The following is a 24,291-nucleotide window of genomic DNA, read 5'->3' as shown; positions in this document are numbered from 1 at the left end:
GGCGGTTGTTACGGGGTGTGTCTAGGGCGTAATGTACGGATCTGCTGATTTCATCTACTGCTGCCAGGAGCCCCCCATGTACTGGGCTGAATTTCTCACCGTTGCTTTGATTCACCTGCTCGCCGTGGCCAGCCCCGGCCCCGATTTTGCTGTTGTGGTCCGTGAGAGCGTGACCCATGGGCGCCGCGCCGGTACCTGGACAGCCTTTGGTGTGGGCTCGGCGATTTTCCTGCATGTGGGCTATTCGTTGCTGGGCATCGGCCTGATCGTGTCGCAGTCGATTGTGCTGTTCAATGCGCTCAAATGGCTGGCAGCGGCGTATTTGCTCTACATCGGTTACAAAGCGCTGCGTGCCGGTCCGGCCGCACCTGGCAGTGACGCGGTGCAGGCTTCGACGGTCGAGCGCACCCCGCGTGCCGCTTTCGTTGCCGGCTTTATGACCAACGGCCTGAACCCCAAGGCAACCTTGTTCTTCCTGTCGCTGTTTACCGTGGTGATCAACCCGCATACGCCGCTGGCGGTCCAGGCCGGTTACGGTGTGTACCTGGCGGTCGCCACTGGCCTGTGGTTCTGCCTGGTGGCCATGCTGTTCAGCCAGCAGCGTGTGCGTGCCGGTTTTGCCCGCATGGGCCACTGGTTTGACCGCACCATGGGCGCGGTGCTGATTGCCCTGGGTGTGAAGATCGCCTTTACCGAAATGCATTAAGCGCAATAAGCCTATAGCCACAACGTCGGCCAAATCATTCCTTTGGCTGATTTGGCCGACGTTGTGGCGTTCTAGAGTGGGTCATGTCTTGCCCAACTCGTGCACTCTAGAAAAGGGACTCTTATGTTGCAGACTCGTGTCATTGCGCCTGCCGAGGACGCTTATCAGTATCCGCTGTTGATCAAACGCTTGCTGTTGTCTGGCAGCCGCTACGAGAAAACCCGCGAGATCGTCTATCGCGATCAATTGCGCTATAGCTACCTGACCCTCAACGAGCGCATCGCGCGCCTGGCCAACGTGCTGACCGAGGCCGGTGTAAAGGCCGGTGACACCGTCGCGGTGATGGACTGGGACAGCCATCGTTACCTGGAATGCATGTTTGCCATTCCGATGATCGGCGCGGTGGTGCACACCATCAACGTGCGCCTGTCACCGGAACAGATCCTCTACACCATGAACCACGCTGACGACCGCTTCGTGCTGGTCAACAGCGACTTTGTCGGCTTGTATCAAGGCATCGCCGGGCAACTGACCACCGTCGAGAAAACCCTGCTGCTGACCGACGCCGAGAGCAAAACGGCAGAGTTGCCGAACCTGATCGGCGAGTATGAGCAACTGCTGGCTGCGGCGAGCCCGGTCTACAACTTTCCAGATTTTGATGAAAACTCGGTAGCCACCACCTTCTACACCACTGGCACCACCGGCAACCCCAAAGGCGTGTACTTCACCCACCGCCAGTTGGTGCTGCACACCCTGGCCGCAGCGTCGGTTACTGGCAGTATCGACAGCGTGCGCTTGCTCGGCAGTGACGATGTGTACATGCCGATCACCCCGATGTTCCACGTGCATGCCTGGGGTATCCCGTACGTGGCCACCATGCTCGGGGTCAAGCAGGTGTATCCAGGGCGCTACGAGCCGGAAATGCTCTGCGAGCTGTGGCGTAAGGAGAAGGTCACCTTTTCCCATTGTGTACCGACCATTCTGCAGATGCTGCTCAATGCCAAAGGCGCGCAAGGTCAGGACTTCGGTGGCTGGAAGATCATCATTGGCGGCAGTGCGCTGAACCGCGCCTTGTACGAGGCGGCCAAGGCCCGTGGCATTCAACTGACCGCCGCTTACGGCATGTCGGAAACTTGCCCGTTGGTTTCTTGCGCGCACCTGAACGAAGAGTTGCTGGCCGGTAGCGAAGATGAGTGCATTACCTACCGAATCAAGGCCGGTGTACCGGTGCCGCTGGTTGAGTCTGCAATTGTCGATACTGAAGGGAAATTTCTGCCTCATGACGGTGAAACCCAGGGAGAGCTGGTGCTGCGAGCACCCTGGCTGACCATGGGGTATTTCCGCGAACCGGAGAAGGGCGCCGAGCTGTGGCAGGGCGGCTGGTTACACACTGGCGATGTGGCCACCCTCGACAGCATGGGCGTGATCGACATTCGTGACCGTATCAAGGATGTGATCAAAACCGGCGGAGAGTGGATCTCCTCGCTGGAGCTTGAAGACCTCATCAGCCGTCATCCGGCGATCCGCGAAGTGGCCGTGGTCGGGGTTGCCGATCCACAGTGGGGCGAGCGGCCTTTTGCCCTGTTGGTGGTGCATGAACAGCAGGTTATCGATGCCAAGGCACTCAAGGAACACCTCAAGCCATTCGTTGAACTTGGGCACATCAACAAGTGGGCGATCCCCAGTCAGATAGCGCTTGTTACTGAAATTCCCAAGACCAGTGTCGGCAAGCTCGACAAGAAGCGCATCCGCCTGGACATCACCCAATGGCAAGCCAGTAACAGCGCCTTCCTCTCTACCCTCTAAGCTGCTGCGGGTCGCGCTCGACCGAGTGCGACCCGCAGGCTAGACACATTTTCGCCTTGTCATATGACAAATTTCAGCCATGCTTGCCCAGCCAGCAAGTAGGCCTGCTCCTACTGCAGCGTTGTATCAGTAAACATACAAATCACACTTTAGAGGGATCTAGCAGGAGTACCTGCTGGCTATAGTCGGGTCAGGGGATTTTCAGGAATGGGGGGCTGCACATGCATGTGCCTGGCCACTTGCTCGACGATTTCGGTGCACTTACACCCGTCGATTAAGGCGTTTCTGCAAAGGACTCACTGCCATAAAAATAAAGAAAGTACATGGAGTAGCGTCGATGACATCAGTAAATCTGTTCTGGCGCCGGGCAAAATTGCCCTTGGCTGTCAGCCTCGCTTCTACGCTCGCCGGTCCTGCATTCGGCGTCAGTTTCAACATCGGTGAAATCGAAGGGTCGTTCGACTCGTCTCTGTCTATCGGGGCGAGCTGGTCTACCGAGAAACCGAACCAGAATCTGATTGGCGTCAACAACGGCGGTAAAGGTTTGTCGCAAACCTCCGACGATGGCCACCTGAACTTCAAACGCGGTGAGACCTTCTCGAAGATCTTCAAGGGCATCCATGACCTGGAGCTCAAGTACGGCGACACCGGTGTGTTCGTCCGTGGCAAGTACTGGTATGACTTCGAACTCAAGGACGAAAGCCGTCCGTTCAAGGACATCAGCGATTCCAATCGCAAAGAGGGCGCCAAGTCCGCCGGTGGCGAGATTCTCGACGCCTTCGTGTACCACAACTACTCCATTGCCGACCAGCCAGGCTCGGTGCGTCTGGGCAAGCAGGTGGTCAGCTGGGGTGAAAGTACCTTCATCGGCGGCGGTATCAACTCGATCAACCCGATCGACGTTGCCGCGTTCCGCCGCCCAGGTGCTGAAGTCAAGGAAGGCCTGATTCCGGTCAACATGTTCTACGTCTCGCAGAGCCTGACCGACAACCTGTCGGCAGAAGCCTTCTACCAGATCGAATGGGACCAGACCGTCGTCGACAACTGTGGCACTTTCTTCTCGCAACCGGACGTCATCGCTGACGGCTGTACCGACAACCTGCGTCTGCTCAACAGCAGCCGCAGCCTGCCACCACAGGCACTGGGCTTCCTTGCAAGCCAGGGTGTCGATATCAACGCAGAAGGCGTGAAAGTCGACCGTGGTCCGGACCGTGATGCGCGTGACAGCGGCCAGTTCGGTGTTGCGTTTCGCTATATGTTCGAACCGCTGGACACCGAGTTCGGTGCCTACTTCATGAACTACCACAGCCGTGCGCCGATCTTCAGTGCCACGGGTGCCGATCCGTCGGTGTATGCCGGCTTGCAAAACCTGCCGACTAACCTGCAGCCATTGGCACCGCTGATTGTTGCCGGTAACTCGCAGTACTTCGTCGAGTACCCTGAAGACATTCGCCTGTACGGCCTGAGCTTCTCCACCACCCTGCCTACCGGTACGGCGTGGAGCGGTGAGCTGAGCTACCGCCCGAACGCGCCGGTGCAGCTCAATACCACCGACATCCTTTACTCCGGTGTTACGCCAATCCCAGGCCTGGGCAACGCGTCGCTGCTCAAGGGCGTGCCAGGCCAGGACCAGCACGGCTATACCCGTAAGGAAATCACCCAGTTCCAGACCACACTCACTCACTTCTTCGACCAGGTCATGGGCGCCAGCCGTCTGACCGTGGTGGGTGAGGTCGGTGTGACCCACGTTGGTGGCCTGGAGAGCGCGCACAAGATGCGTTATGGCCGCGACCCGGTGTTCGGCCCTGGCCCACTGGAGCCGACTGGCCCGCTCAACACCTGTGAGTTCCTCAACGGCCGGACCATCAGCGGCGCAGGCAACAACGCTCCGACGACCAACCTGTCGCGTAAATGCGAGAACGACGGTTTCACCACCAGCACCTCCTGGGGTTACCGCGCCCGTGCGATCTGGGACTACAACGACGTGTTCGCCGGGGTCAACCTCAAGCCTAACGTGGCCTGGTCGCATGACGTTTCTGGCTACTCCCCGGGTCCAGGTGGCAACTTCGAGGAAGGGCGCAAGGCGATCAGCCTGGGTCTGGACGCTGAGTACCAGAACACCTACACCTCCAGCCTGTCGTACACCAACTTCTTCGACGGCAAGTACAGCACCGTGGATGACCGCGACTTCATCGCCCTCAGCTTCGGCGTGAACTTCTAAGAACACGGATTCAGGATGAGCATGAACATGAAAATGACCAAGAATCTGCTGCAAGCCGGTGTATTGGGCCTGTCGCTGCTGGCCACCAGCGTCATGGCGGCAGTGTCCGCCGACGAGGCGGCCAAGCTCGGCACTACCCTGACGCCAATGGGCGCGGAGAAGGCTGGTAACGCCGATGGTTCGATCAGTGCCTGGAAGCCACTGGGCAAAAATGCCGGTGCCGTTGACGCCAAGGGCTTCCTGGCCGATCCGTATGCGGGTGAAAAACCGCTTTACACCATCACCGCGCAGAACGTCGACCAGTACAAAGACAAGCTGTCCCCAGGCCAGGTGGCAATGCTCAAGCGCTACCCTGACAGCTACAAGATTCCGGTGTACCCGACCCACCGCGGATCGACCGTGCCGGATCAGGTGTTCGCCGACATCAAGAAAAACGCCACCAGCACCAACCTGGTCGCCGGCGGCAACGGCCTGGAGAACTTCACCACGGCGGTGCCGTTCCCGATTCCCAAAAGTGGCGTTGAAGTTATCTGGAACCACATCACCCGCTATCGCGGGGGCAGCGTAACCCGCCTGGTGACCCAGGCCACGCCGCAAACCAATGGCTCCTACAGCCTGGTGTACTTCCAGGATCAGTTTGTCTTCCGTGACAAGATCAAGGGCTACGACCCGGCCAACCCCGGCAACGTGTTGTTCTACTTCAAGCAGAAGGTAACCGCGCCAGCGCGCCTGGCCGGTACCGTGCTGTTGGTCCACGAGACCCTCGACCAGGTCAAGGAGCCGCGTAAAGCGTGGGTCTACAACGCCGGTCAGCGTCGTGTGCGCCAGGCGCCTCAAGTGTCCTACGATGGCCCGGGTACCGCAGCCGATGGCCTGCGTACTTCCGACAACCTGGACATGTTCAACGGTGCACCAGACCGCTACGACTGGAAGCTGGAAGGCAAGAAAGAGATGTACATTGCCTCCAACAGCTACAAGCTCGACGATCCGAAGCTCAAGTACGCCGATATCATCAAGCCTGGGCACATCAACCAGGACCTGAGCCGCTACGAGTTGCGCCGTGTCTGGCACGTGGTTGCCACCTTGAAGCCGGGTCAGCGTCATATCTACGCCAAGCGTGACTTCTACATCGACGAAGACACCTGGCAGGCTGCAGTGATCGACCAGTACGACGGTCGTGATCAACTGTGGCGCGTTTCCGAGGCCCACTCCCAGGACTACTACAACGTCCAGGTGCCGTGGTACACCCTGGAAGCCATTTACGACCTGCAGTCGGGTCGCTATCTGGCACTGGGCATGAAGAACGAGGAGAAGAAGGCTTACGACTTCGGATTCTCGGCCAGCATCAGCGACTTCCAGCCCGCAGCGCTTCGCCAGGAAGGTGTGCGCTAAGTTACAAACCTCCGTGTGATCTCCCAGAACGCCCCGGCTTGCCGGGGCGTTTCTGTTTATGCCCTGTCATACACAAACGGCATTGTTGCTTTTTGTTGTAGTCTTTTTGCCGCAATGCGCGGCAATCATCTTCAAATGTGCGTTTTAACCCGTTAGTCTGCCCAGATCGTACCGCCGAAGAATCTCTAACTAAAACGAGCCGGCCATGACTGATCTGTCCCGTACGCAAGGGTTCGCCAGCCAGGCCATGGACGTCCTGGAGGGACGCTTCTATCGTCCGCCACTGCCTGAAGGGCATGTGCCTCGGGCGCGTTTATGCCAGCGCTTGCAGTCGGGGCTGGGTGGCCGTTTGTTATTGGTCAATGCGCCAGCGGGATTTGGCAAAAGCTCGCTGGCTGTCGAGTTCTGCCAAGGCTTGCCCAACCATTGGAGCAGCCTGTGGCTGGGTTTGAGCCGCCGAGACAATGACCCCGGGCGCTTTCTTGAACGGCTGCTTGAAGGCTTGCAGCAGTATTGCCCGGCTCTGGGCGGCCAGGCCCTTGGCCTGCTGAAGATGCGGCAGCGCCATCAACCCTTCGCCTTTGAAGAGTGGCTGGACGGTTTGCTCGATGAGCTGGCTCAACATCTGCAGCCGCACAATCCGTTGTTGCTGGTACTGGATGACTATCATCTGGCACAGGGCCCGGTGCTCGATCGCTGCCTGCAGTTCTTCCTCAATCATCTGCCACCCGGGTTGGTCCTGTTGGTGACCAGCCGCTTGCGCCCGGATTGGCACTTGGCGCGCCTGCGACTGTCACGCCAGTTACTTGAACTTAGCGAACAGGACCTGCGCCTGACGCCCGAAGAGTCGCTGGCTGTATTGGGCCAGCAGCCCAGCGGCTTGCGCGGCCAGGCGCTGGACAACTTGATCCTGCGCAGCGACGGCTGGATTGCCGGGCTGCGTTTCTGGCAACTGGCGAGCAGCGAGGCGGGCGGCGACAGTGCCTTGCCTCAGGCCTTGCACGGTGGCGAGGGGCTGATTCGCGATTACCTGCTTGAAGAAGTGATCGACATTCTGCCCGCCGAGGTTCAGGCCTTTCTCAACGACACGGCCTGCCAGGAACGCTTCTGCAGTGAACTGTGTGATGCCCTGCGTGAGAGTCACGATAGCGCCGAGATCATCGCTTACCTGCAGACGCATCAGGTGTTTCTGGTGCCACTGGATGAAAATGGTCGTTGGTACCGATACCACCATCTGTTTTCCGACCTGTTGCGCAGCCGCCAGCCCAGCCTGCCACTCTCGAGCCTGCACCTGCGCGCCTGCCGTTGGTTTCACAACCAGGGCTTACTCGATGAAGCGGTAGAGCAGGCCTTGCGCGCCGGGCATCTGGATGTCGCTGCCAACCTGGTCCAGAACCTGTCGGAAGAGCAACTGCTGGCCGAGCAGAACGTCGGGATGTTGCTGCGCTGGAAGATGGACCTGCCCGACAGCCTGTTGATCAGCACACCACGGCTGATTGTGTTGTACAGCTGGGCCTTGGGTCTGGCCGGGCAGCTCGACGCGGCCGAAGAGCTGGCCAGTCATCTGACGCGCTTTTTGCCTGCGCCGTCGGCAACAGCTCAGCGCTCGATGCTAGCGCAATGGCTGGCGTTAAGCGGTGTCATCGCCCGTGGCCGTGGTGATCGAGAGCGCACCCGCGCCTATTGCATCGAAGCCCTGCGCAGCCTGCCGCAAAAACGCTATGGCCAGCGTCTGGTGTGTTTGTCGACACTCTCCAACCTGGCCATCGTCGAGGCTGACTTTTCACGGGCGCGCAGTTGCAACCGCGAGGCGCTGGAGTTGGCGCAGCGCGTTGGCAATCCGCTGTTTGAAGCCTTGGCACACTACGACCGTGCACGGGTGCTGCATGCGCGTGGTGAAGTGTTGCGCGCCCTGGATGAAGTGCACCAGGGCCTGCAGCGCTTGCAGGGATTATCGGCGCAGCGCCTGTATGCGGTGCGCGCGCGCCTGACCTTGTACGAGGGCTACTTGTTGGCCGCGCGTATGCAAACCCAAGCTGGCCGCAGCCGTTTACGTGCCGGTCTGGCCGAGGCGCGGGCTTGCCGTGATATCAGCGTGCTGATCGGTCATTGCGTGATTGCCTCAATGGATGGGCGCGAGGGGCGTTTTACCGAAGCCTTCACCGAGTTGGCCGAGGCTGAGCGGTTGATGCACATCTGGGATGTACCGCCGATTTTCTATCTGGCGATGATTACCCTGGTTAAATGCGAGCTCTGGTTGGGGCAGGGGCGTACTGACCTGGCCGAGTCTTGGTTGTTGCGCCTGAGCCAGACCTATAGCGGCCAGAAGGCGGCCGCAGCCCCCGAGTTTCATCCGCTGCTGGGGTTGCATATCGAACTGCAGCAGGCTTTGCTCGAACGTACTCAGGGGCGCCTGGCGCTGTCTGCGCAGCGCTTGCAAGCGCTGGTGGAACGCGGTCAGGCCAGTGGCGGGCAGTTACTGTGTGTGACGGCGTTGTGCCAATGGATGGGCTTGTTGCTGGCCAACAATAACGACTCGCAGGCCCGTGATCTGCTGGGATTGGCCCTGGAAGCCGGACGCGGTGGATCCTTGCAGGCGTTCCAGCGGTTGCTGCAGGAGCACCCGCAATGGTTACGTGAACAACTGCTGATACAACCCGCCAGCCCGACCCAGGCCAGCCTGCTGTCATTGTTACCGGCGGTGGATACCCCGGAAGTGTCCAACGGCAGTTGCGAAGCGTTGAGCGCCCGGGAGAAATCTGTGCTGGAGTTGATCGCCCAAGGCTGCTCCAACCAGGAAATCAGTGAGCGCTTGTTCATTTCGCTGCACACGGTCAAAACCCACGCCAGTCATATCAACAGCAAACTGGGTGTCGAGCGACGCACTCAGGCTGTTGCGCGGGCCAAGGCGTTGGGCTTGCTGGCCTGACGAGCGGATGTGCGGCCAGCAGGGGAGTTTCTGCTGTACTCTGTGGCAGGATCATTCCTGCTGGAGGCTCTGCCATGTTCCGTGTCTGCACTCTGGTGCTGTTGACCTGCGGGTTATCCACAACCCTAGCGCTGGCGGCAGACGGACCGTCATTCTCATGTGACAAGGCCGAAGGTGTGGCGCTCAAGGTGTGCCAAAGCCCCCAATTGAGCAAGCTCGATCGTGAGCTTGCGGCGCTCTACAAACGCGTGCTCGGGCAAGCCGACAGCGAGTCGCAAAAGCAGCTCAAGGCCACCCAGCGCGGCTGGATCAAGGGTCGTGATGAATGCTGGAAAGCCAGTGATGTCGATGCCTGCGTACTGGAGCAGTATCAGGTGCGTATCGTCAAATTGCAGATCCAGTCTGGCGCGGTACAGGTGCCCGCAGCCGTGGAGTTTGACTGCAACGACGACAGCAAAGCCTTTACCGCCGTGTTTTACAACACACTCGAGCCCCAGGCGGCAGTGCTCACGTATGGTGATGACCAAACCATCGCTATTGCCCAACCTTCGGCCAGTGGCAGCAAGTACGGTGCCCAGGGCGTCGAGTTCTGGGAGCATCAAGGCGAAGCGAAAGTGAAATGGTACGGCGCCGAACTGACCTGCCAGGTGGCGCGCTGAGCCAACACCGATGCCAGGCTTTACGCCGACCTGAGGATCGAAGATGATGGCTGCTTGCTATCATTTTAGAGCGCTTCGTGATGACGCAGACGCTGTACATCGTCGCGCCATGGATTGGTTTGGGGGTCGTGTCGATCCTGTGGGTACGTGCGTTGCTGCGCGGGCGTGAGCTCGGGCGGCAGTTGCGTGAATGCCGTCAGCATCTGGATACGCTGAGCGGGGGGCAAGCGCTGGGTAGCGCTGTGCTGCCAGAAGATATCGATCGCTACAAGCGCAGCCAGTATTTTGCCCGTATCGGTACCTGGGACTGGGATATCGATACGGAAAAGCTCTACTGGTCCGATGCTATTTATCCCATGTTTGGCTATCAGGTCGGGGAAATCGTCCCCAGCTATGAGCGCTTTTGCGCCAGCGTGCATCCGGATGACCGCGCCCAGGTGCGGGCCGGTGAATTGCGCTGCATTGCAACCGGTGAAAACCACGATGAGGAGTACCGCGTGGTCTGGCCCGACGGCAGTATTCGCTGGCTGCGCGAGACCGGAAACGTGGTATGCAACGCCCAGGGTGTGGCGGTAAAAATGATGGGCGTGGTTCGCGACATCACCGAAGAAAAAGCCTGGGCGAACCAGCTACATAACCTGGCCCACAACGATGTGTTGACCGGACTGCCCAATCGCCTGGTGTTCGAGCAGCGCCTGGCATTGGCCGTGGAGAAAGCCCGGCTGACCAACACGCGGGTGGCATTAGCCTTTCTCGACCTCAACGATTTCAAAGACATCAATGACCTTCATGGGCACGCCATTGGCGACCAGGTGCTGATGTTTGTCGCCAAACGGCTCAAGCAAATGCTGCGCACGGCCGATACTGTGGCCAGGATCGGTGGCGATGAGTTCGTGCTGATCCTTGAAGGGTTTTCTCCTGGGGAGGGCGTGGAGGAAGAAGTGCACCTGATTTGCAGCAATGTGATCGAGTCACTGGCGTTTCCCATGATCATTTCCAGTGAGATGTTGCAGGTGGGTACCAGCTTGGGAGTGGCGGTCTATCCCGATCATGCCGCAACGATGGACACACTGATTCACCTGGCGGACCTGGCCATGTATCAGGCCAAACGCAGCGGTGACAATCAGTTCCGCCTTGCCAACACAGGTGTCTGCGCATAACGCCAGGCACGAGCCCTTCAGGTCACGCCGGATTCACCCGCGAAGCCAGCCTGTGATTGTTGCGGTCTGTGCATCCTTTTTTTATTTGTCATGTCAGGTTGCGTGGATGCAGGTCTACAGCCAAAAAAGTTTTCTGATCGTCGACGATTTCTCGGATTTCCGCAGCTCTGCGCGCTCCATGCTGCGCGAGCTGGGGGTGCGTGATGTCGACACCGCTGACAGCGGTGAGCAGGCGCTGCGCATGTGCGCGCAGAAGCGCTATGACTTTATCCTTCAGGACTTTCACCTCGGTGATGGCAAGAAGAACGGCCAGCAGGTGCTTGAGGACCTGATCCTCGACAAGTTGATCAGCCATGAGTGCGTGTTTCTCATGGTGACTGCCGAAACCAGCCAGGCCATTGTTCTCAGTGCCCTGGAACATGAACCGGACGCCTACCTGACCAAGCCGTTCAACCGTATCGGCCTGGCGCAGCGTCTGGAAAAACTGGTGCAGCGCAAGACCTTGCTCAAGCCGATTCTGCAGGCCCTGGACCGCGGCCGCCCGGCCGAAGTGTTGGCCGCGTGCGCCGAGCTGTGCAAGAAAGACCCGCGTTTTGCGCCCCTGTGTTTGCGTTACCGTGCCGATGCATTGCGGGCGTTGAATCGGTACGACGAGCTGGAGAAGTTCCTCACCACCATTATCTCCAGCCGGGCCACGCCTTGGGCCTATGCGGCGCTGGGGAGCCTGCTGCACAAGCGCAACCAATTTTCCCAGGCCCAGGGCGTTTACGAGCAGGCTCTGAAGGCCTTCCCGATGATGCCGGGGCTCTACGACGGGCTGGCGGAAGTGTTGGTCGCGTTGGGAGAAACCAAGCGCGCTCAGGGTGTGCTGGAAGAAGCGGTGCGTTTGTCGCCGCTGGCGGTACGCCGGCAGATGATGCTGGGCAAGCTGGCGCTGGGCAATGACGACTTCGATACCTCGTCAAAAGCCTATCGGCATGCGGTCAACCAGGGGCAGAGTTCACGCTACAAAGACCCGGAGAGCAACCTCGGCCTGGTCCAGGCGCTGATGAACAAGAATGCCGGTAACGGCCTGGACGCGCGTACCCGCGTCGAGATCAACACGGTGCTCAGCGAAGTGGCCAAGGAAAACGTTGAAGACCAGGGTTTGCAGGTGCGTGCGCGGCTGATGAAAGCCGCCAGCCTGCAGCAGGCCGGTGATGCCGAAACCGCCGCCAAGCTGACCGAGCAGGCCATGGCCCGGCTGGACAAGATGGAGCAGTTTTTCTCTGTTGAGGCAGCCTTGGTGGTGGCGACCCAGTTGCAAAAGCTCGGACAGGAATCAGCTGGCACTTCGATTCTGAAAAGCTGTGTAGAGACCTACGGCGACGACCCCAAGGTGATGCAGAGCGTTTCGCGCTTGACCGATGACGCCTCTGTACTGGGGGCGGTAACCGAGGCTGTCGATCTTAACCGTCAAGGTGTGCGCAGCTATCAGGGCGGGCAACTCAGTGAAGCGCTGGGGCTGTTCCGCCGGGCCCTGAAGCTGCAGCCAAAGAACATCAGTATCGCCCTCAACACGGCTCAGGCGCTGTTGCGCATTGGCGGTGAAACACCACCAGAAGCCATCATGGACGAATGCCGCGCCTGCCTGACCTGCGTCGCCGGTATCCCCGAGAGCGATAGCCGTTACGAGCGCTACCGTAAACTGCACATTCGAGCCTTTGGCGCATGAACCAGAACAACCAGGGGCTGGATTTTTCCACGGTGATCGCCTCCACCGTACACGACATGAAAAACTCCCTGTCAGCCCTGACCCAGGCCCACAGCCAGTGGTTGGCACGCTTGCCAGAAGCGCAGCGCAGCGGCAGCGAGCAGGGGGTGATGGAGCATGAGTTCACTCACCTGAATGGCATGTTGGTGCAGTTGCTGGGGCTATACAAACTGGGCGTCAATCAATTGCCAATGTGTCCGGACTATCACGAGCTGGATGATTTCATCGAGGCGCAGTTGGCCGCCCAACAGAACCTGCTGCAGCACCGCGACATTCTTGCCAGCTGGCGCATCGAAACTGCCAGCCCGTTGGGCTTTTTTGACCGCGAGCTGGTGAGCTCAGTGGTGGCCAACATCCTCAACAATGCCATCCGCTATGCCGGTCACACCCTGTTGATCACGGTCAGCGAAGAAGGCGAGCAGTTGCTGTTGAGCATCAACGACGACGGCCCGGGTTTCCCGACCTATATGCTTGAACGCCAACACGACTATGTGCAGGGCATTGATGCGCAAAGTGGCAGCACCGGCCTGGGGCTGTACTTTGCCGCGCGTATCGCCGCGCTGCACGAGCGCAATGGGGTCAAGGGGCATATCGAGATTGCCAACGGCGGGCCGTTGGGCGGTGGGCTGTTCACACTTTACCTGCCGTAGGATCGCTCGCGGGGCAAGCCCGCTCCCACACCGGATGATCAAGACTGGTATCTCCCACCGTGTCTGCTCCACTGGTCGGCTTTCTTGCGCGCAGCTTGAAGCGCTGATGAAAGAGGTCTAGGTTTTTGATGTGGGAAAATTTCCCACGCAAAGAATTCAGAACAAGTCAAAACCAGTCCCGGCTTGATGTGGCGTTTCTCGCGGTGAATGACCAGGAGACGGAAGATGCAGACTTACCGGCTGTTCAACAAAGCTCTACTGGCGATGGCCATCGGCGGCGTGCTGTCGGCCTCCCTCGTTTTGATCCCCGATACGATTTCCCATAGCTCCAGCGCCTACGCCAAAGATGGTGGCGGCGGAGGTGGGGGACATGGCGGTGGCGGTGGCGGGGGTGGTCACGGCGGTGGTGGCGGTGGCGGCCATGGTGGCGGAGGTGGCGGCCACGGCGGAGGTGGTGGCGGCGGTCACGGTGGCGGCAGTGGTGGCGGTGGTCACGGCGGCGGCAGCGGAGGGTCAGGCGGCCATGGTGGAAGCGGCAATGGTGGTGGCCATGCTGGCAACGGCAGTGGTAGCAGCGGTGGCAGCGGTCATAGCGGCAGCGACCATGGCGATGCCGGGCAAGGGCACGCCAGCAACTCGAACTCCGGGCGCAGCAGCAACCATTCAGAGCCTGGTGATGATCATGGCAATCACGCTCGTGGTGAGCCCGGTGATGACCATGGCAATCATGTGGGTGGTGAGCCCGGCGATGACCATGGTAATCATGTTGGCGGCGAACCTGGCGACGACCATGGCAATCACGTGGGCGGTGAGCCTGGCGATGACCGTGGTGAGCATGTGGGTGGCGAACCGGGTGATGACCGTGGCAATCACGTCGGCGGCGAACCTGGTGACGACAACGGCAGGAGCTGATTGAAGGCAATGCAAGCACCAACGCTTCCTCCTTCGCTATTGAGCGCTTTGCGACGTGTCATGCGGCCTCTGGTGCGGCTGATGCTTCGCAAAGGCGTCACCTATACGGTGTTCGCCGACCTGCTCAAGGAGGTCTTTGTCGATGTGGCTGACCGCGAGTTTCGTCTGGACGACAAAGCCGCGAGTGACAGCCGCATCAGCTTGCTCACCGGCGTCCATCGTAAGGATGTCAGGCGCCTGCGTCATGAAGGCGATACGGCGAGCATGGCGCTGCCGGAGAACATTACCCTGGGTGCGCAGTTGGTCAACGCCTGGACCAACTGCGCACCGTTCTGCAAGCAAGCCGGCCAGGCGTTGCCTCTACCGAGGTTGGCCAGTGTTGGCGGCGAGGCCTCTTTCGATGCATTGGTGGCGCAGGTCAGTACCGACATTCGCGCGCGGGTGGTGCTCGACGAATGGTTGCGCCTGGGTGTGGTGCAGTTGGACGATCAGGATTGCGTGCACCTTCAGGCCCAGGCGTTTGTGCCACAGAAAGGCTTTGATGAGAAAGCCGCCTACCTGGGCCACAACCTGCACGACCACGCTTGCGCTGCGGTGCATAACCTGACTGAGCAGGCCCAACCCTTCTTTGAGCGCAGCGTGCACTACGATGCCTTGAGCCCAGCCAGTGTCGAAGCCTTGCGCGAGGTGGTGGCCGGTGACGGCATGCAGACGCTGCTCGGCTTCAGTCGGCTTGCCGCTGACCTGGAAGCCCAAGATCTGTCCAGCCTTGACCCGCGTCAGCGCATCACCATCGGGCTGTATTTCTACACTGAGCCCACTTCACCGACGGCGCCTGATCCATGACCTCGCCTCTGCGCCGTTTTCACACCGTTGCCATGGTCCTGGGCTTCGCGTTGAGCCTGGGGCTGCCTTCATGGGCTAGTGCAGCGCCAGCGTGCATCAGCCGCGATGAAGTGGGGATGACCGACGCTGCCGGCGTACAGGCGCCTGGTGGAATTGGCGGAACCGGAGCCCGGCCTGGGGGCACAGGCGGTACCGGTATCGACTACGACGATGGCGGGGTCGGTGGCAGTGGTGCACCGCAACAGCTGCGTCCCGGTGGAACCGGCGGTACCGGTATGCCGATCGGCTCACCCGGCGGCAGTGGTGGCACCGGGATCGTCGGCACCATCACCGGGTTTGCCTCCATTTGCCTCAACGGCATGGAAGTGCACTTCAGCAAAGATGTACCCGTGAGTGAAAACGGCGTTGCCTCCAGCGCGGAACACTTGGCCATCGGCCAGGTGGTTGCCGTGGAATCGTTCGCCACCCAGCGCGGCCTGCAGGCTGGGCGGATTGCAATTCTGCACGTGTATGAGGGGCCGCTGACCGCGTTGCCCGGTGCTTCAACGCCGCTGCGGGTGATGGGCCAACCCGTGCGCCTGGCCAATGGTGCACGGGTGGCGCAAGGACTGCGCCCCGGTGAGCCGGTCAAGGTCAGTGGGCTGCGTAGCGCCAATGGCGAGGTTGTGGCCAGCCGCATCGAGCGTGCGCCGGGCCTCAAGGCGGCCAGTGCGATTGGCTCGATTGACCGCAACGGAAGCCTCCAGGGGCTGAAACTGGGCAGCCGCGTTGCAGCGGCGCCGGAAGTGCTGGTGCGTGGCCAGTGGTCAGGGCGTCAGCTGGAAGTGGCGCAAACCCGGACTGATCCAAGCCTGCCATTTGCCGGTCGGGTCCGCGACGTCGTGGTTGAAGGCCTGGTGCAAGGTCGACAGGATCGGCGCCTGGTAGTGGGTGGCTTCAACGTGACGCTGGGGCGCGACACGGTGTTTGTCGGTGAACAGCCCACGGCGTTGGCCCTGGATCAGCGCGTGCGGGTAAGTGGCGTGCTCAGCGGCGCACGGGAGGTGCGCGCAACTCGCGTCGAGCTTCATGCTGACCGTGTCGAGACACCGGCTGGCGATCGCTCCGGACGAAACAATCACTCGGACGACGACAGCGAACAGCGCACGGACAACTCTGGAAGCGGTAGCAGCGATCACAGCGCTGAGACTCAGAGCGTGCGTAGCGACAGCAGCCATGGTGGCGATGAGCGCAGTGGGCGTGAAGACGATGGCAAGGTCGACGCTGTGGATAACTCCGGAAAGTCAGAACGCGTCGAGAAAGTGGAAACGACCGAGAAAGAGGACCACAGCGGGCGGCCGGAAAAGATCGAGAAAGCTGAAAAGGTCGAGAACGCAGAGAAAGTCGAAAAGCCTGAGAAGGTCGAGAAGGCGGAGAAGGTCGAAAAGCCCGAAAAGGTTGAGAAAGTAGAGAAGGTCGAAAAACCCGAGAAGGTTGAGAAAGTAGAAAAGGTCGAAAAACCCGAGAAGGTTGAGAAAGTAGAAAAGGTTGAAAAGCCCGAGAAGGTTGAGAAAGTAGAAAAGGTCGAAAAACCCGAGAAGGTCGAGAAAGTCGAAAAGGTTGAAAAGCCCGAGAAAGTGGAAAAAGCCGAGAAGGCCGAGAAAGTAGACCGCCCGGAGCGTTCGGATCATTAGAAGCCAGCACAGGGGTCAAATTAGCAACTAGGCTGGGTAAGCCCGACAGTGTTTCTGCTGAGACCTTGAGGTGACGATGAGACCCACGCTCACATTGCTTGCCAGTCTGTTTTTCAGCCACGGCGCCGTAGCCGATACCTTCAGCACAGCCATTGGCCTCGATTATTCAAGTGGTGACTATGGCACCGAGACCACCTCGGAAATCTGGTACGTCCCGGTAGTGGGCAAGTATGAAACCGGCCCGATGACCTACAAGGTCACCGTGCCCTGGTTACGCATCACCAATCCCGAAGTCGGGCCGGATGGCGACCCGTTACCGGGTGGTTGCCGAGATGTGGAAAGCGGTTTGGGCGACACCGTCGCCAGTGCCGGTTACGCCCTGCTCGATGGCAGTGAAGGCGGTGTGCTGGTCGACTTGATCGGCAAGGTCAAATTCCCCACCGCAGATGAAGACCAATGCCTGGGCACCGGTGAAACCGACTACACCGCTCAGGTGGATATTGCCAAGGCATTCGGTCCGGTGACCGGCTTCGCCACCTTGGGCTGGAAAAAGTATGGCGATCCCCCTGACAGTGATTTCGACGACCCGGTGTTTGCCGGTCTGGGTTTCGTTACCCCGGTGGCGGTACGTACCACGGCGGGGGCTTCCTATGACTGGCGCCAGAAAGTCGTTTCTACCGGTTCACAGATTCAGGAACTCACCCTGTTTGTCACCCATAAGCTCAGCCAGCAGTGGAAGGTCCAGCTCTATGCGGTCAAGGGTTTTTCCGACGCCAGCCCGGATGCCGAGGGTGGATTAATGATTTTTCATGCGTTCTGATCGGCCCGGCGCCTTGTGTACAATGCCTGCCAACGCGTCAGGCGAAACAGCACAATTTCACAGGAACACCCCATGCAAGCCGGAAAACCCTCGCTCATCCGCGAAACCTTCCCGGTCGGGCCGTTGCAGTGCAACTGCACCATTATTGGCGACCCGATCAGCAAGAAAGCCATCGTTGTCGACCCGGGCGGCAATCATGAGCAGATCCTCGCGCGTCTGGACGCTCATGGTTTGAAGGTGGTGAGCATCATCCACACCCACGCTCACCTGGATCATTTCCTTGCCTCCGGGCAGTTGAAGGAAAAGACCGGCGCCACCTTGCACCTGCACAAGGATGACCAGTTCCTCTGGGATAACCTTGAAATGCAGTGCCAGATGTTCGGTGTGCCCTACACGCCTGTACCTGCGCCAGACCGTTGGCTGGCCGATGACGAAGAGCTGGCCTGTGGTTGCGGAGTCGCCTTGCACACGCCTGGGCATACACCGGGCTCGATGAGTTTCTGGTTCGCCGATGCCAAGTTGCTGATCGCTGGCGACACCATGTTCCGCCGCGGGATTGGCCGCACGGATCTGTGGGGCGGAGACCACGCCACCATCGTTCGTTCGATCAAACAGCGCCTGTACACCCTGGATGAAGACGCCACGGTGGTCACCGGCCACGGCCCCGATACACGCCTGGGTGATGAAATGCGCCAGAACCCGTTCGTTCGCGCCTGAATCGCCAGGGAATTTTTCCACTATTTTGCAATCCAAGCCTGGCATACAACCGCTATCCGGTTTGCCGCACTTTCGAATTACAGTAGGAGCTTGTCCATGTTCACCATGCGTCGTTTGATTATCGTCGCTACCGTTGCCGCCCTGATGACTGGCTGCGCTGGCCAGAACCCTTACAACGAGCAGGGTCAGGCGCAACAAGGCTCCACCGGAATGAGCAAAACCGCCAAGTACGGCGGTCTGGGTGCGCTGGCCGGTGCCATTGCCGGTGCCGCGATCGACCATAACAACCGTGGTAAAGGTGCACTGATCGGTGCTGCCGCCGTCGGTGCCGCTGCCGCAGGCTACGGCTACTATGCCGACAAACAAGAAGCGGCCCTGCGTGCAAGCATGGCCAACACCGGCGTTGAAGTGCAGCGTGAGGGCGATCAGATCAAGCTGATCATGCCTGGCAACATCACCTTCGCGACCGACTCTGCGAACATCGCACCGAGCTTCTACTCGCCGCTGAACAACCTGGCCAACTCCTTCAAACAGTTCAACCAGAACACCATTGAAGTGGTCGGCTACACCGACAGCACTGGCAGCCGCCAGCACAACATGGACCTGTCGCAACGCCGTGCGCAATCGGTGGTGTCCTACCTGACCTCGCAGGGCGTCGATGCCAGCCGTGTATCTGCCCGCGGCCTGGGCCCGGACCAGCCGATTGCCAGCAACGCCGATGCCAATGGCCGTGCGCAGAACCGTCGGGTAGAGGTCAACCTCAAGCCGATTCCTGGTCAGCAGTACCAGTAAGCGTCACGCACAACGAAAAGGGGAGCTTAGCTCCCCTTTTTTTTTGGCATTGCTGCATGCCCCCAGCAGATGACTGCCGGTAGGAGCGGGCTTACCCCGCGATCGCGGGCTGTCAACCACATCGCATCGCGGGGCAAGCCCGCTCCTACCAGGGAAGGTCAAACTCAGTGTTTGGTGGTGATCTTCAGCACATCGGTAAACACCATGTCGACGGTCTGACCGACCTTGAGGTTTTTCATCCGCGACTGCAGTTCCGGATCTTCAACCTTCACCACTTTCTGCGGGCCATCAGGCGGCAGCAGGGTGACTTCGTGTTCTTTCAGGTCGATCTTGGTGATCTTCGAGGTGACTTTGACCTGACGGAACGCTTCGCCACCAGGGTTGGGGTTGTCTTTGGTGGCGCGAATCACACCAGCTTCTTTGCTCACCCCTGGCTCACCGCCAACCTTGGTGTCCAGCACAGTCGCGACCGAGCGATTGACCTTGATGTTAACCAGATCACCCACCTTGAGGTTATGCAGGTCTTTGGCGTTTTCACTCAGCTGGATCGGCACCTGGCTGTCGTTGGGGCCGGCGACCGTTACCAGGCGTTTATCCACATCGACGGCCAGTACCTTGGTGTCGACGATTTTCTCACTAGCAACGGCGTCGATCAGTACATCGTCTGCCTGCACCGAAAAACTCGCGGCAGTCATGAGGGTGGCAAGCGCGACAGCGTGGGTCAGGGTGCGCAACGGTTTCATAGGCTTACTTTCCGTGTGAGGGCTGATGAAGCCAAAAGCATAGATGCTCCTGACAGACTCACACGCGGTTGTTTTGTCGCAGCTGAGTCAGCAGGGCGTCTTTGTCTTGCCACAGCTGGTTGATCCATTGCTGAAAGGCCAGGCGATAGGCCTCATCCTGGTCATAGTTGCGGCCGAGAAACGCCTGCGGAATCGGCAGTTCTTCAATATGCACGACGATGTGCTTCACCCGCCCGCACAGTAAGTCCCAGAACCCCGGCGCACCGGCAGGGTAGTGCAGGGTGACGTTGATGATCGACTGCAATTGCTCACCCATGGCATCCAGTACAAAGGCGATGCCACCGGCTTTGGGCTTGAGCAGGTGCTGATAGGGCGACTGCTGCTGGCGATGTTTTTCAGGCGTGAAGCGGGTGCCCTCGGCAAAGTTGAAAATGGCCGTAGGCTTGCCGCGGAATTTTGCGCAGGTGCGACGGGTAGTTTCCAGGTCTTTGCCGGCCTTCTCCGGGTGCTTGGCCAGATACGCTTTGGAATAGCGCTTCATGAACGGGAAGCCCAAGGCCCACCAGGCCAGGCCGATCACCGGCACCCAGATCAAGACCTGCTTGAGGAAGAATTTCAGCGGGCGAATACGCCGGTTCAGCACGTACTGCAGCACCAGAATGTCGACCCAGCTCTGGTGGTTGCTGGTGATCAGGTAGCTGTGCTGGTAATCCAGGCCGCTCAGGCCTTCAACCTGCCAGCGGGCCTTGCCCAGCAGGTTGATCCAGGCATTGTTGTTGCTGATCCAGGTTTCATGAATATGGCGCATCAACTCGTCGGTCAGCCGTTGTGCTGGCGCAAACGGCAGGCACAACTTGAACAGGCTGACGATGAACAACGGGGTGCAGCAAACGATGGTGTTCAGCCCCAGTAGCAGCGAGGCAATGACCCCGCGCAGTGGCGCGGGTAGAAATCCGAGCATGTTCAACTATCCAATGAGCGGTTGGCCTGAATCGCGGTCAGGGCAATGGTGTAGACGATGTCATCGACCTGGGCGCCGCGTGGCAGGTCATTGACCGGTTTGCGCAAGCCCTGGAGCATCGGCCCGAGGCTGACGCAATCGGCGCTGCGCTGCACCGCCTTGTGGGTGGTGTTGCCGGTGTTCAGGTCGGGGAACACGAACACAGTGGCGCGGCCTGCGACCTGGCTGTTGGGCGCCAGTTCCCGGGCAATCTCCAGGTTGGCGGCGGTGTCGTACTGCAATGGCCCGTCGATCTGCAGGCTGCGCTGGGTTTCCTGCGCCAGCAGGGTGGCTTCGCGGACTTTCTCCACCTCTTCACCACTGGCCGAATCACCGCTGGAGTAGCTGATCATGGCAACCCGTGGGGTGATGCCGAAGGCTTCGGCAGAGTCGGCGCTTTGCAAGGCAATTTCGGCCAGTTCGTTGGCGCTGGGGTGCGGGTTCATCACGCAGTCGCCGTACACCAGCACCTGCTCGGGAAATAGCATGAAGAACACCGAAGACACCAGGCTGCAGCCCGGTGCGGTCTTGATCAACTGCAAGGCCGGGCGGATGGTGTTGGCGGTGGAGTGGACCAGGCCGGACACCAGGCCATCGACCTCATCCAGGGCCAGCATCATGGTGCCGATCACCACCGGGTCTTCCAGTTGCTGCTCGGCCATCGGCGCATTCAGGCTCTTGCTCTTGCGCAGGCTGACCATGGGTTCGACGTAGCGCTGGCGAATCAGGTCGGGGTCAAGAATCTCCAGGCCGTCGGGCAAGCTGATGCCTTGGGCCCGGGCCACGGCCTGAACATCGTCGGGCTTGGCCAGCAGTACACAGCGAGCGATTCCACGCGCCTGGCAGATAGCCGCGGCCTGCACGGTCATCGGTTCGGCGCCTTCTGGCAGCACGATGCGTTTGTTGGCCTGTTGAGCGCGCTGGATCAACTGATAGCGGAACACTGCTGGCGACAGGCGCAGCTCGCGCGGCGTACCGCAGCGCTGGTGCAGCCAGTCAGCGTCGAGGTAGCTGGCAACGAAATCAGTGATGATTTCCGCGCGCTCGCGGTCATCGACCGGAATTTCCTTGTTCAACTGGTTGAGCTGATTGGCGGTGTCGTAAGAGCCGGTGCTGACCGAGAGGATTGGTAGGCCGGCCAGCAGGGCGCCCTGACACAGTTCGAGAATGCGCGGGTCGGGTTTGCTGTCGCTGGTTAGCAGCAGCCCCGCCAGGGGCACACCGTTGATCGCGGCCAGGCTCACGGCAAGAATGATGTCGTCGCGATCGCCCGGGGTGACCACCAGTGTTCCGGGCTTGAGCAACGGCACGGTGTTGGCCACGGTGCGGGCGCAGATGATGATTTTGTTCATCCGCCGTTGTTCATAGTCACCGGCGTTGAGCACCTGGGCACCCAGCAGTTCGGCAACATCGCGGGTGCGCGGGGCGTTGAGGTCGGCCTGGTAGGGAATGCAGCCCAACAGGCGGAAGTCATCGCCGCGCAGGAGCGGCGAGTGTTCCTTGAGGCGTTCGGCGAACACACTCATGCTCTCATCGGTGCGCACCTTGTTGAGGATGACGCCGAGCACTTTAGGGTCTTTTGGCCCGCCAAACAGTTGTGCTTGCAACTCGACCCGGCCCGAGAGCTCGGTAAGCACTTCGTTTTCCGGTGCCGACACCAGAATCACTTCGGCATCCAGGCTTTTGGCCAGGTGCAGGTTGACCCTGGCGGCATAACTGGCGTGACGGGTCGGGACCATGCCCTCAACCACCACCACGTCCTTGCCGATGCAGGCTTGTTGGTACAGGGTGATGATTTCTTCCAGCAACTCGTCCAGTTGACCATCGCCCAGCATCCGCTCGACATGGGCCAGGCTCAGCGGCTGCGGTGGTTTCAGCCCGTGGGTGCGGGCCACCAGTTCGGTGGAGCGCTCGGGGCCGGTGTCGCCGGGATGCGGCTGGGCAATTGGCTTGAAAAAGCCGACTTTCAGCCCGGCACGTTCAAGGGTGCGGACCAGGCCCAGGCTAATAGAGGTGAGGCCGACACCAAAGTCGGTCGGCGCAATGAAAAATGTCTGCATGCGAGCTTCTCGAGGTGAGCTGTGCAAAAAGAATCAATTGCCAAGGGTATCGCTATCGGCACCCAACTGATAGGTGGGGGTGCTGTAGGAGCGGGCTTGCCCCGCGATAGCGATCGAACTGACACACCGCAATCGCAGGGCAAGCCCGCTCCCACCGGGACATGAGCATTTCCGTTTGTCCGGGTTGCGTTCGCTTTCAGGCGATGCGTTGGTTACACTTGTTGGTTCTACATTCTTATGCAAAAGGTCTCGCCCCATGCTGATCGCCGCCAACAAGGCTGTCTCCATCGACTATACCCTGACCAACGACGCTGGTGAGGTCATCGACAGCTCCGCCGGCGGCGCTCCGCTGGTTTACCTGCATGGCGCAGGCAACATCATTCCAGGCCTGGAAAAAGCCCTGGAAGGCAAAGCTGCCGGTGACGAGCTGGAAGTCGCCATCGAGCCGGAAGACGCCTACGGCGAATACCTGGCTGAACTGGTCAGCACCCTGAACCGCAGCATGTTCGAAGGCGTCGACCAACTGGAAGTCGGTATGCAGTTCCACGCTTCCGCGCCAGACGGTCAAATGCAGATCGTGACCATCCGTGATCTGGACGGCGACGACGTGACTGTCGACGGCAACCACCCACTGGCCGGTCAGCGCCTGAACTTCAAAGTCAAAGTCGTCAACATTCGTGACGCCAGCGAAGAAGAAGTGGCTCATGGCCACGTCCATGGCGAAGGTGGCCATCACCACTGATTTTCTGCGCTAAGCTCAGAGAGTCGCGAAGGCGTCCGGGCAAGTTTGTCTCTCTCCTGCAGGAGAAGACGGCTTGGCAGGGCGCTTTTTTAATGGGCTGGTGCTACTGATTGCAGCCCGCAGCGGCAACCGGGATCTGGAGAGGGAGTACGTCATGAGTGCATTTCACGACCTGAAGTTGCAGGCGCTGAATGGCCAGGAGTTGCCTCTGGCGCCGTTCAAGGGCCAGGTAGTGCTGGTGGTCAATGTCGCCTCCAAGTGTGGCCTGACCCCGCAATACGCAGCATTGGAAAACCTGTATCAGCAGTACAAAGGCAAAGGCTTCAGTGTGCTGGGTTTGCCGTGCAACCAGTTTGCCGGGCAAGAGCCAGGCACTGACGATGAAATCAAGCAGTTTTGCAGTGTGAATTACGGTGTGACGTTCCCGTTGAGCAGCAAGCTGGAAGTCAACGGCACCGAGCGTCATCAGCTCTACCGTTTGCTGGCCGGTGAAGGTGCCGAGTTCCCTGGGGACATCACCTGGAACTTCGAAAAATTCCTGGTTGGCAAAGATGGCCGGGTGCTGGCGCGCTTCTCGCCACGCACTGCGCCGGATGATTCGACCGTGGTGCAGGCGATCGAGAAGGCTCTGGCCTGATGCGCTGATCGCGGGGCAAGCCCGCTCCTACGGGGTTGGTGGGAGCGGGCTTGCCCCGCGATGCTGTTAAATC

Annotated in this window: 20 protein-coding genes and 1 pseudogene; 17 read left to right on the top strand and 4 right to left on the bottom strand. The window is 59.9% G+C overall.

From position 1 onward, the window contains the following. Window positions 1-76: 76 nt before the first annotated feature. From ACVWSC_RS24720 to ACVWSC_RS24650, 15 genes are all read left to right on the top strand, one after another. A complete protein-coding gene (locus ACVWSC_RS24720; protein ID WP_442109710.1) occupies window positions 77-706 on the top strand; it encodes a LysE family translocator in 630 nt (209 codons plus the stop codon). A gap of 123 nt (window positions 707-829) precedes the next feature. Continuing rightward, window positions 830-2,512 carry a fatty acid--CoA ligase gene (locus tag ACVWSC_RS24715; protein ID WP_442109708.1) on the top strand — a complete coding sequence of 561 codons (1,683 nt, stop codon included), beginning with the start codon at window positions 830-832 and terminating at the stop codon, window positions 2,510-2,512. Window positions 2,513-2,849: 337 nt separating this feature from the next. After that, window positions 2,850-4,733, top strand: coding sequence for a DUF1302 domain-containing protein (locus ACVWSC_RS24710; protein WP_442109706.1), 1,884 nt, complete (start codon window positions 2,850-2,852; stop codon window positions 4,731-4,733). 27 nt (window positions 4,734-4,760) lie between these two features. Then, the gene (locus tag ACVWSC_RS24705; protein ID WP_442109704.1) at window positions 4,761-6,125 is read left to right on the top strand and encodes a DUF1329 domain-containing protein; all 1,365 of its coding nucleotides are present in this window, start codon (window positions 4,761-4,763) and stop codon (window positions 6,123-6,125) included. 205 nt (window positions 6,126-6,330) lie between these two features. Next, window positions 6,331-9,054: a winged helix-turn-helix domain-containing protein gene (locus ACVWSC_RS24700; protein WP_442109702.1), complete on the top strand. Its 2,724-nt coding sequence runs from the start codon at window positions 6,331-6,333 to the stop codon at window positions 9,052-9,054. A gap of 74 nt (window positions 9,055-9,128) precedes the next feature. Continuing rightward, window positions 9,129-9,713 (top strand): MliC family protein, encoded by a 585-nt coding sequence (locus ACVWSC_RS24695; RefSeq protein ID WP_442109700.1) that lies wholly within the window; start codon window positions 9,129-9,131, stop codon window positions 9,711-9,713. Between the two features lie 80 nt (window positions 9,714-9,793). Then, window positions 9,794-10,873, top strand: coding sequence for a diguanylate cyclase domain-containing protein (locus ACVWSC_RS24690; RefSeq protein ID WP_442109698.1), 1,080 nt, complete (start codon window positions 9,794-9,796; stop codon window positions 10,871-10,873). 106 nt (window positions 10,874-10,979) lie between these two features. Continuing rightward, window positions 10,980-12,587, top strand: coding sequence for a response regulator (locus tag ACVWSC_RS24685; RefSeq protein ID WP_442109696.1), 1,608 nt, complete (start codon window positions 10,980-10,982; stop codon window positions 12,585-12,587). Beyond that, complete coding sequence (locus ACVWSC_RS24680) at window positions 12,584-13,276, top strand: sensor histidine kinase (protein ID WP_442109694.1); 693 nt, start codon at window positions 12,584-12,586, stop codon at window positions 13,274-13,276. Before ACVWSC_RS24685 ends, ACVWSC_RS24680 begins: the two co-directional genes overlap by 4 nt. Before the next feature lie 225 nt (window positions 13,277-13,501). Continuing rightward, a complete protein-coding gene (locus ACVWSC_RS24675) occupies window positions 13,502-14,188 on the top strand; it encodes a hypothetical protein (protein ID WP_442109692.1) in 687 nt (228 codons plus the stop codon). Between the two features lie 9 nt (window positions 14,189-14,197). Next, on the top strand, window positions 14,198-15,034 hold the full coding sequence (locus ACVWSC_RS24670) for a DUF6502 family protein (RefSeq protein ID WP_442109690.1): 837 nt from the start codon (window positions 14,198-14,200) through the stop codon (window positions 15,032-15,034). After that, a complete protein-coding gene (locus ACVWSC_RS24665) occupies window positions 15,031-16,707 on the top strand; it encodes a DUF5666 domain-containing protein (protein WP_442109688.1) in 1,677 nt (558 codons plus the stop codon). Before ACVWSC_RS24670 ends, ACVWSC_RS24665 begins: the two co-directional genes overlap by 4 nt. Window positions 16,708-16,783: 76 nt before the next feature. Beyond that, entirely contained in the window at window positions 16,784-17,527 is a 744-nt protein-coding gene (locus ACVWSC_RS24660) for a hypothetical protein (protein WP_442109686.1), read from the top strand. Window positions 17,528-17,599: 72 nt separating this feature from the next. Then, window positions 17,600-18,244, top strand: coding sequence for an MBL fold metallo-hydrolase (locus ACVWSC_RS24655; RefSeq protein WP_442109684.1), 645 nt, complete (start codon window positions 17,600-17,602; stop codon window positions 18,242-18,244). Window positions 18,245-18,340: 96 nt separating this feature from the next. Next, window positions 18,341-19,036, top strand: coding sequence for a YiaD family glycine zipper/OmpA-like lipoprotein (locus ACVWSC_RS24650; protein ID WP_442109682.1), 696 nt, complete (start codon window positions 18,341-18,343; stop codon window positions 19,034-19,036). Window positions 19,037-19,200: 164 nt separating this feature from the next. On the opposite strand, the gene ACVWSC_RS24645 is transcribed toward ACVWSC_RS24650, so the two are convergent. The 4 genes and pseudogenes from ACVWSC_RS24645 to ACVWSC_RS24630 form a co-directional block, all read right to left on the bottom strand. Continuing rightward, window positions 19,201-19,779 (bottom strand): hypothetical protein, encoded by a 579-nt coding sequence (locus ACVWSC_RS24645; protein ID WP_442109681.1) that lies wholly within the window; start codon window positions 19,777-19,779, stop codon window positions 19,201-19,203. A 58-nt stretch (window positions 19,780-19,837) separates the two neighbouring features. Further along, window positions 19,838-20,740 carry an acyltransferase gene (locus tag ACVWSC_RS24640; RefSeq protein WP_442109679.1) on the bottom strand — a complete coding sequence of 301 codons (903 nt, stop codon included), beginning with the start codon at window positions 20,738-20,740 and terminating at the stop codon, window positions 19,838-19,840. Between the two features lie 2 nt (window positions 20,741-20,742). Further along, window positions 20,743-22,839: a phosphate acetyltransferase gene (gene pta, locus ACVWSC_RS24635; protein ID WP_442109677.1), complete on the bottom strand. Its 2,097-nt coding sequence runs from the start codon at window positions 22,837-22,839 to the stop codon at window positions 20,743-20,745. 171 nt (window positions 22,840-23,010) lie between these two features. Next, window positions 23,011-23,127, bottom strand: a pseudogene (locus tag ACVWSC_RS24630) (DUF3565 domain-containing protein); the annotation flags it as partial. On the opposite strand from ACVWSC_RS24630, the gene ACVWSC_RS24625 reads away from it, so the two are divergent. Next, the gene (locus ACVWSC_RS24625; protein ID WP_128322723.1) at window positions 23,096-23,581 is read left to right on the top strand and encodes an FKBP-type peptidyl-prolyl cis-trans isomerase; all 486 of its coding nucleotides are present in this window, start codon (window positions 23,096-23,098) and stop codon (window positions 23,579-23,581) included. The pseudogene ACVWSC_RS24630 and the gene ACVWSC_RS24625 sit on opposite strands and share 32 nt — an antisense overlap. A 154-nt stretch (window positions 23,582-23,735) precedes the next feature. After that, a complete protein-coding gene (locus tag ACVWSC_RS24620) occupies window positions 23,736-24,218 on the top strand; it encodes a glutathione peroxidase (protein ID WP_442109674.1) in 483 nt (160 codons plus the stop codon). Window positions 24,219-24,291 lie beyond the last annotated feature (73 nt).

The organism is Pseudomonas sp. NUPR-002, assembly GCF_056322725.1.
The sequence above is the reverse complement of the archived record's forward strand: the minus strand, read 5'-3'. Positions and strand labels throughout refer to the sequence as shown.

Coding starts and splice junctions, on each gene's coding strand:
- ACVWSC_RS24675 (WP_442109692.1), top strand. CDS start 13,502: ATGCAGACTTACCGGCTGTTCAACAAAGCTCTACTGGCGATGGCCATC.
- ACVWSC_RS24670 (WP_442109690.1), top strand. CDS start 14,198: ATGCAAGCACCAACGCTTCCTCCTTCGCTATTGAGCGCTTTGCGACGT.
- ACVWSC_RS24690 (WP_442109698.1), top strand. CDS start 9,794: ATGACGCAGACGCTGTACATCGTCGCGCCATGGATTGGTTTGGGGGTC.
- ACVWSC_RS24660 (WP_442109686.1), top strand. CDS start 16,784: ATGAGACCCACGCTCACATTGCTTGCCAGTCTGTTTTTCAGCCACGGC.
- ACVWSC_RS24710 (WP_442109706.1), top strand. CDS start 2,850: ATGACATCAGTAAATCTGTTCTGGCGCCGGGCAAAATTGCCCTTGGCT.
- pta (WP_442109677.1), bottom strand. CDS start 22,839: ATGCAGACATTTTTCATTGCGCCGACCGACTTTGGTGTCGGCCTCACC.
- ACVWSC_RS24695 (WP_442109700.1), top strand. CDS start 9,129: ATGTTCCGTGTCTGCACTCTGGTGCTGTTGACCTGCGGGTTATCCACA.
- ACVWSC_RS24685 (WP_442109696.1), top strand. CDS start 10,980: ATGCAGGTCTACAGCCAAAAAAGTTTTCTGATCGTCGACGATTTCTCG.
- ACVWSC_RS24655 (WP_442109684.1), top strand. CDS start 17,600: ATGCAAGCCGGAAAACCCTCGCTCATCCGCGAAACCTTCCCGGTCGGG.
- ACVWSC_RS24705 (WP_442109704.1), top strand. CDS start 4,761: ATGAAAATGACCAAGAATCTGCTGCAAGCCGGTGTATTGGGCCTGTCG.
- ACVWSC_RS24645 (WP_442109681.1), bottom strand. CDS start 19,779: ATGAAACCGTTGCGCACCCTGACCCACGCTGTCGCGCTTGCCACCCTC.
- ACVWSC_RS24715 (WP_442109708.1), top strand. CDS start 830: ATGTTGCAGACTCGTGTCATTGCGCCTGCCGAGGACGCTTATCAGTAT.
- ACVWSC_RS24625 (WP_128322723.1), top strand. CDS start 23,096: ATGCTGATCGCCGCCAACAAGGCTGTCTCCATCGACTATACCCTGACC.
- ACVWSC_RS24665 (WP_442109688.1), top strand. CDS start 15,031: ATGACCTCGCCTCTGCGCCGTTTTCACACCGTTGCCATGGTCCTGGGC.
- ACVWSC_RS24650 (WP_442109682.1), top strand. CDS start 18,341: ATGTTCACCATGCGTCGTTTGATTATCGTCGCTACCGTTGCCGCCCTG.
- ACVWSC_RS24640 (WP_442109679.1), bottom strand. CDS start 20,740: ATGCTCGGATTTCTACCCGCGCCACTGCGCGGGGTCATTGCCTCGCTG.
- ACVWSC_RS24620 (WP_442109674.1), top strand. CDS start 23,736: ATGAGTGCATTTCACGACCTGAAGTTGCAGGCGCTGAATGGCCAGGAG.
- ACVWSC_RS24700 (WP_442109702.1), top strand. CDS start 6,331: ATGACTGATCTGTCCCGTACGCAAGGGTTCGCCAGCCAGGCCATGGAC.
- ACVWSC_RS24720 (WP_442109710.1), top strand. CDS start 77: ATGTACTGGGCTGAATTTCTCACCGTTGCTTTGATTCACCTGCTCGCC.
- ACVWSC_RS24680 (WP_442109694.1), top strand. CDS start 12,584: ATGAACCAGAACAACCAGGGGCTGGATTTTTCCACGGTGATCGCCTCC.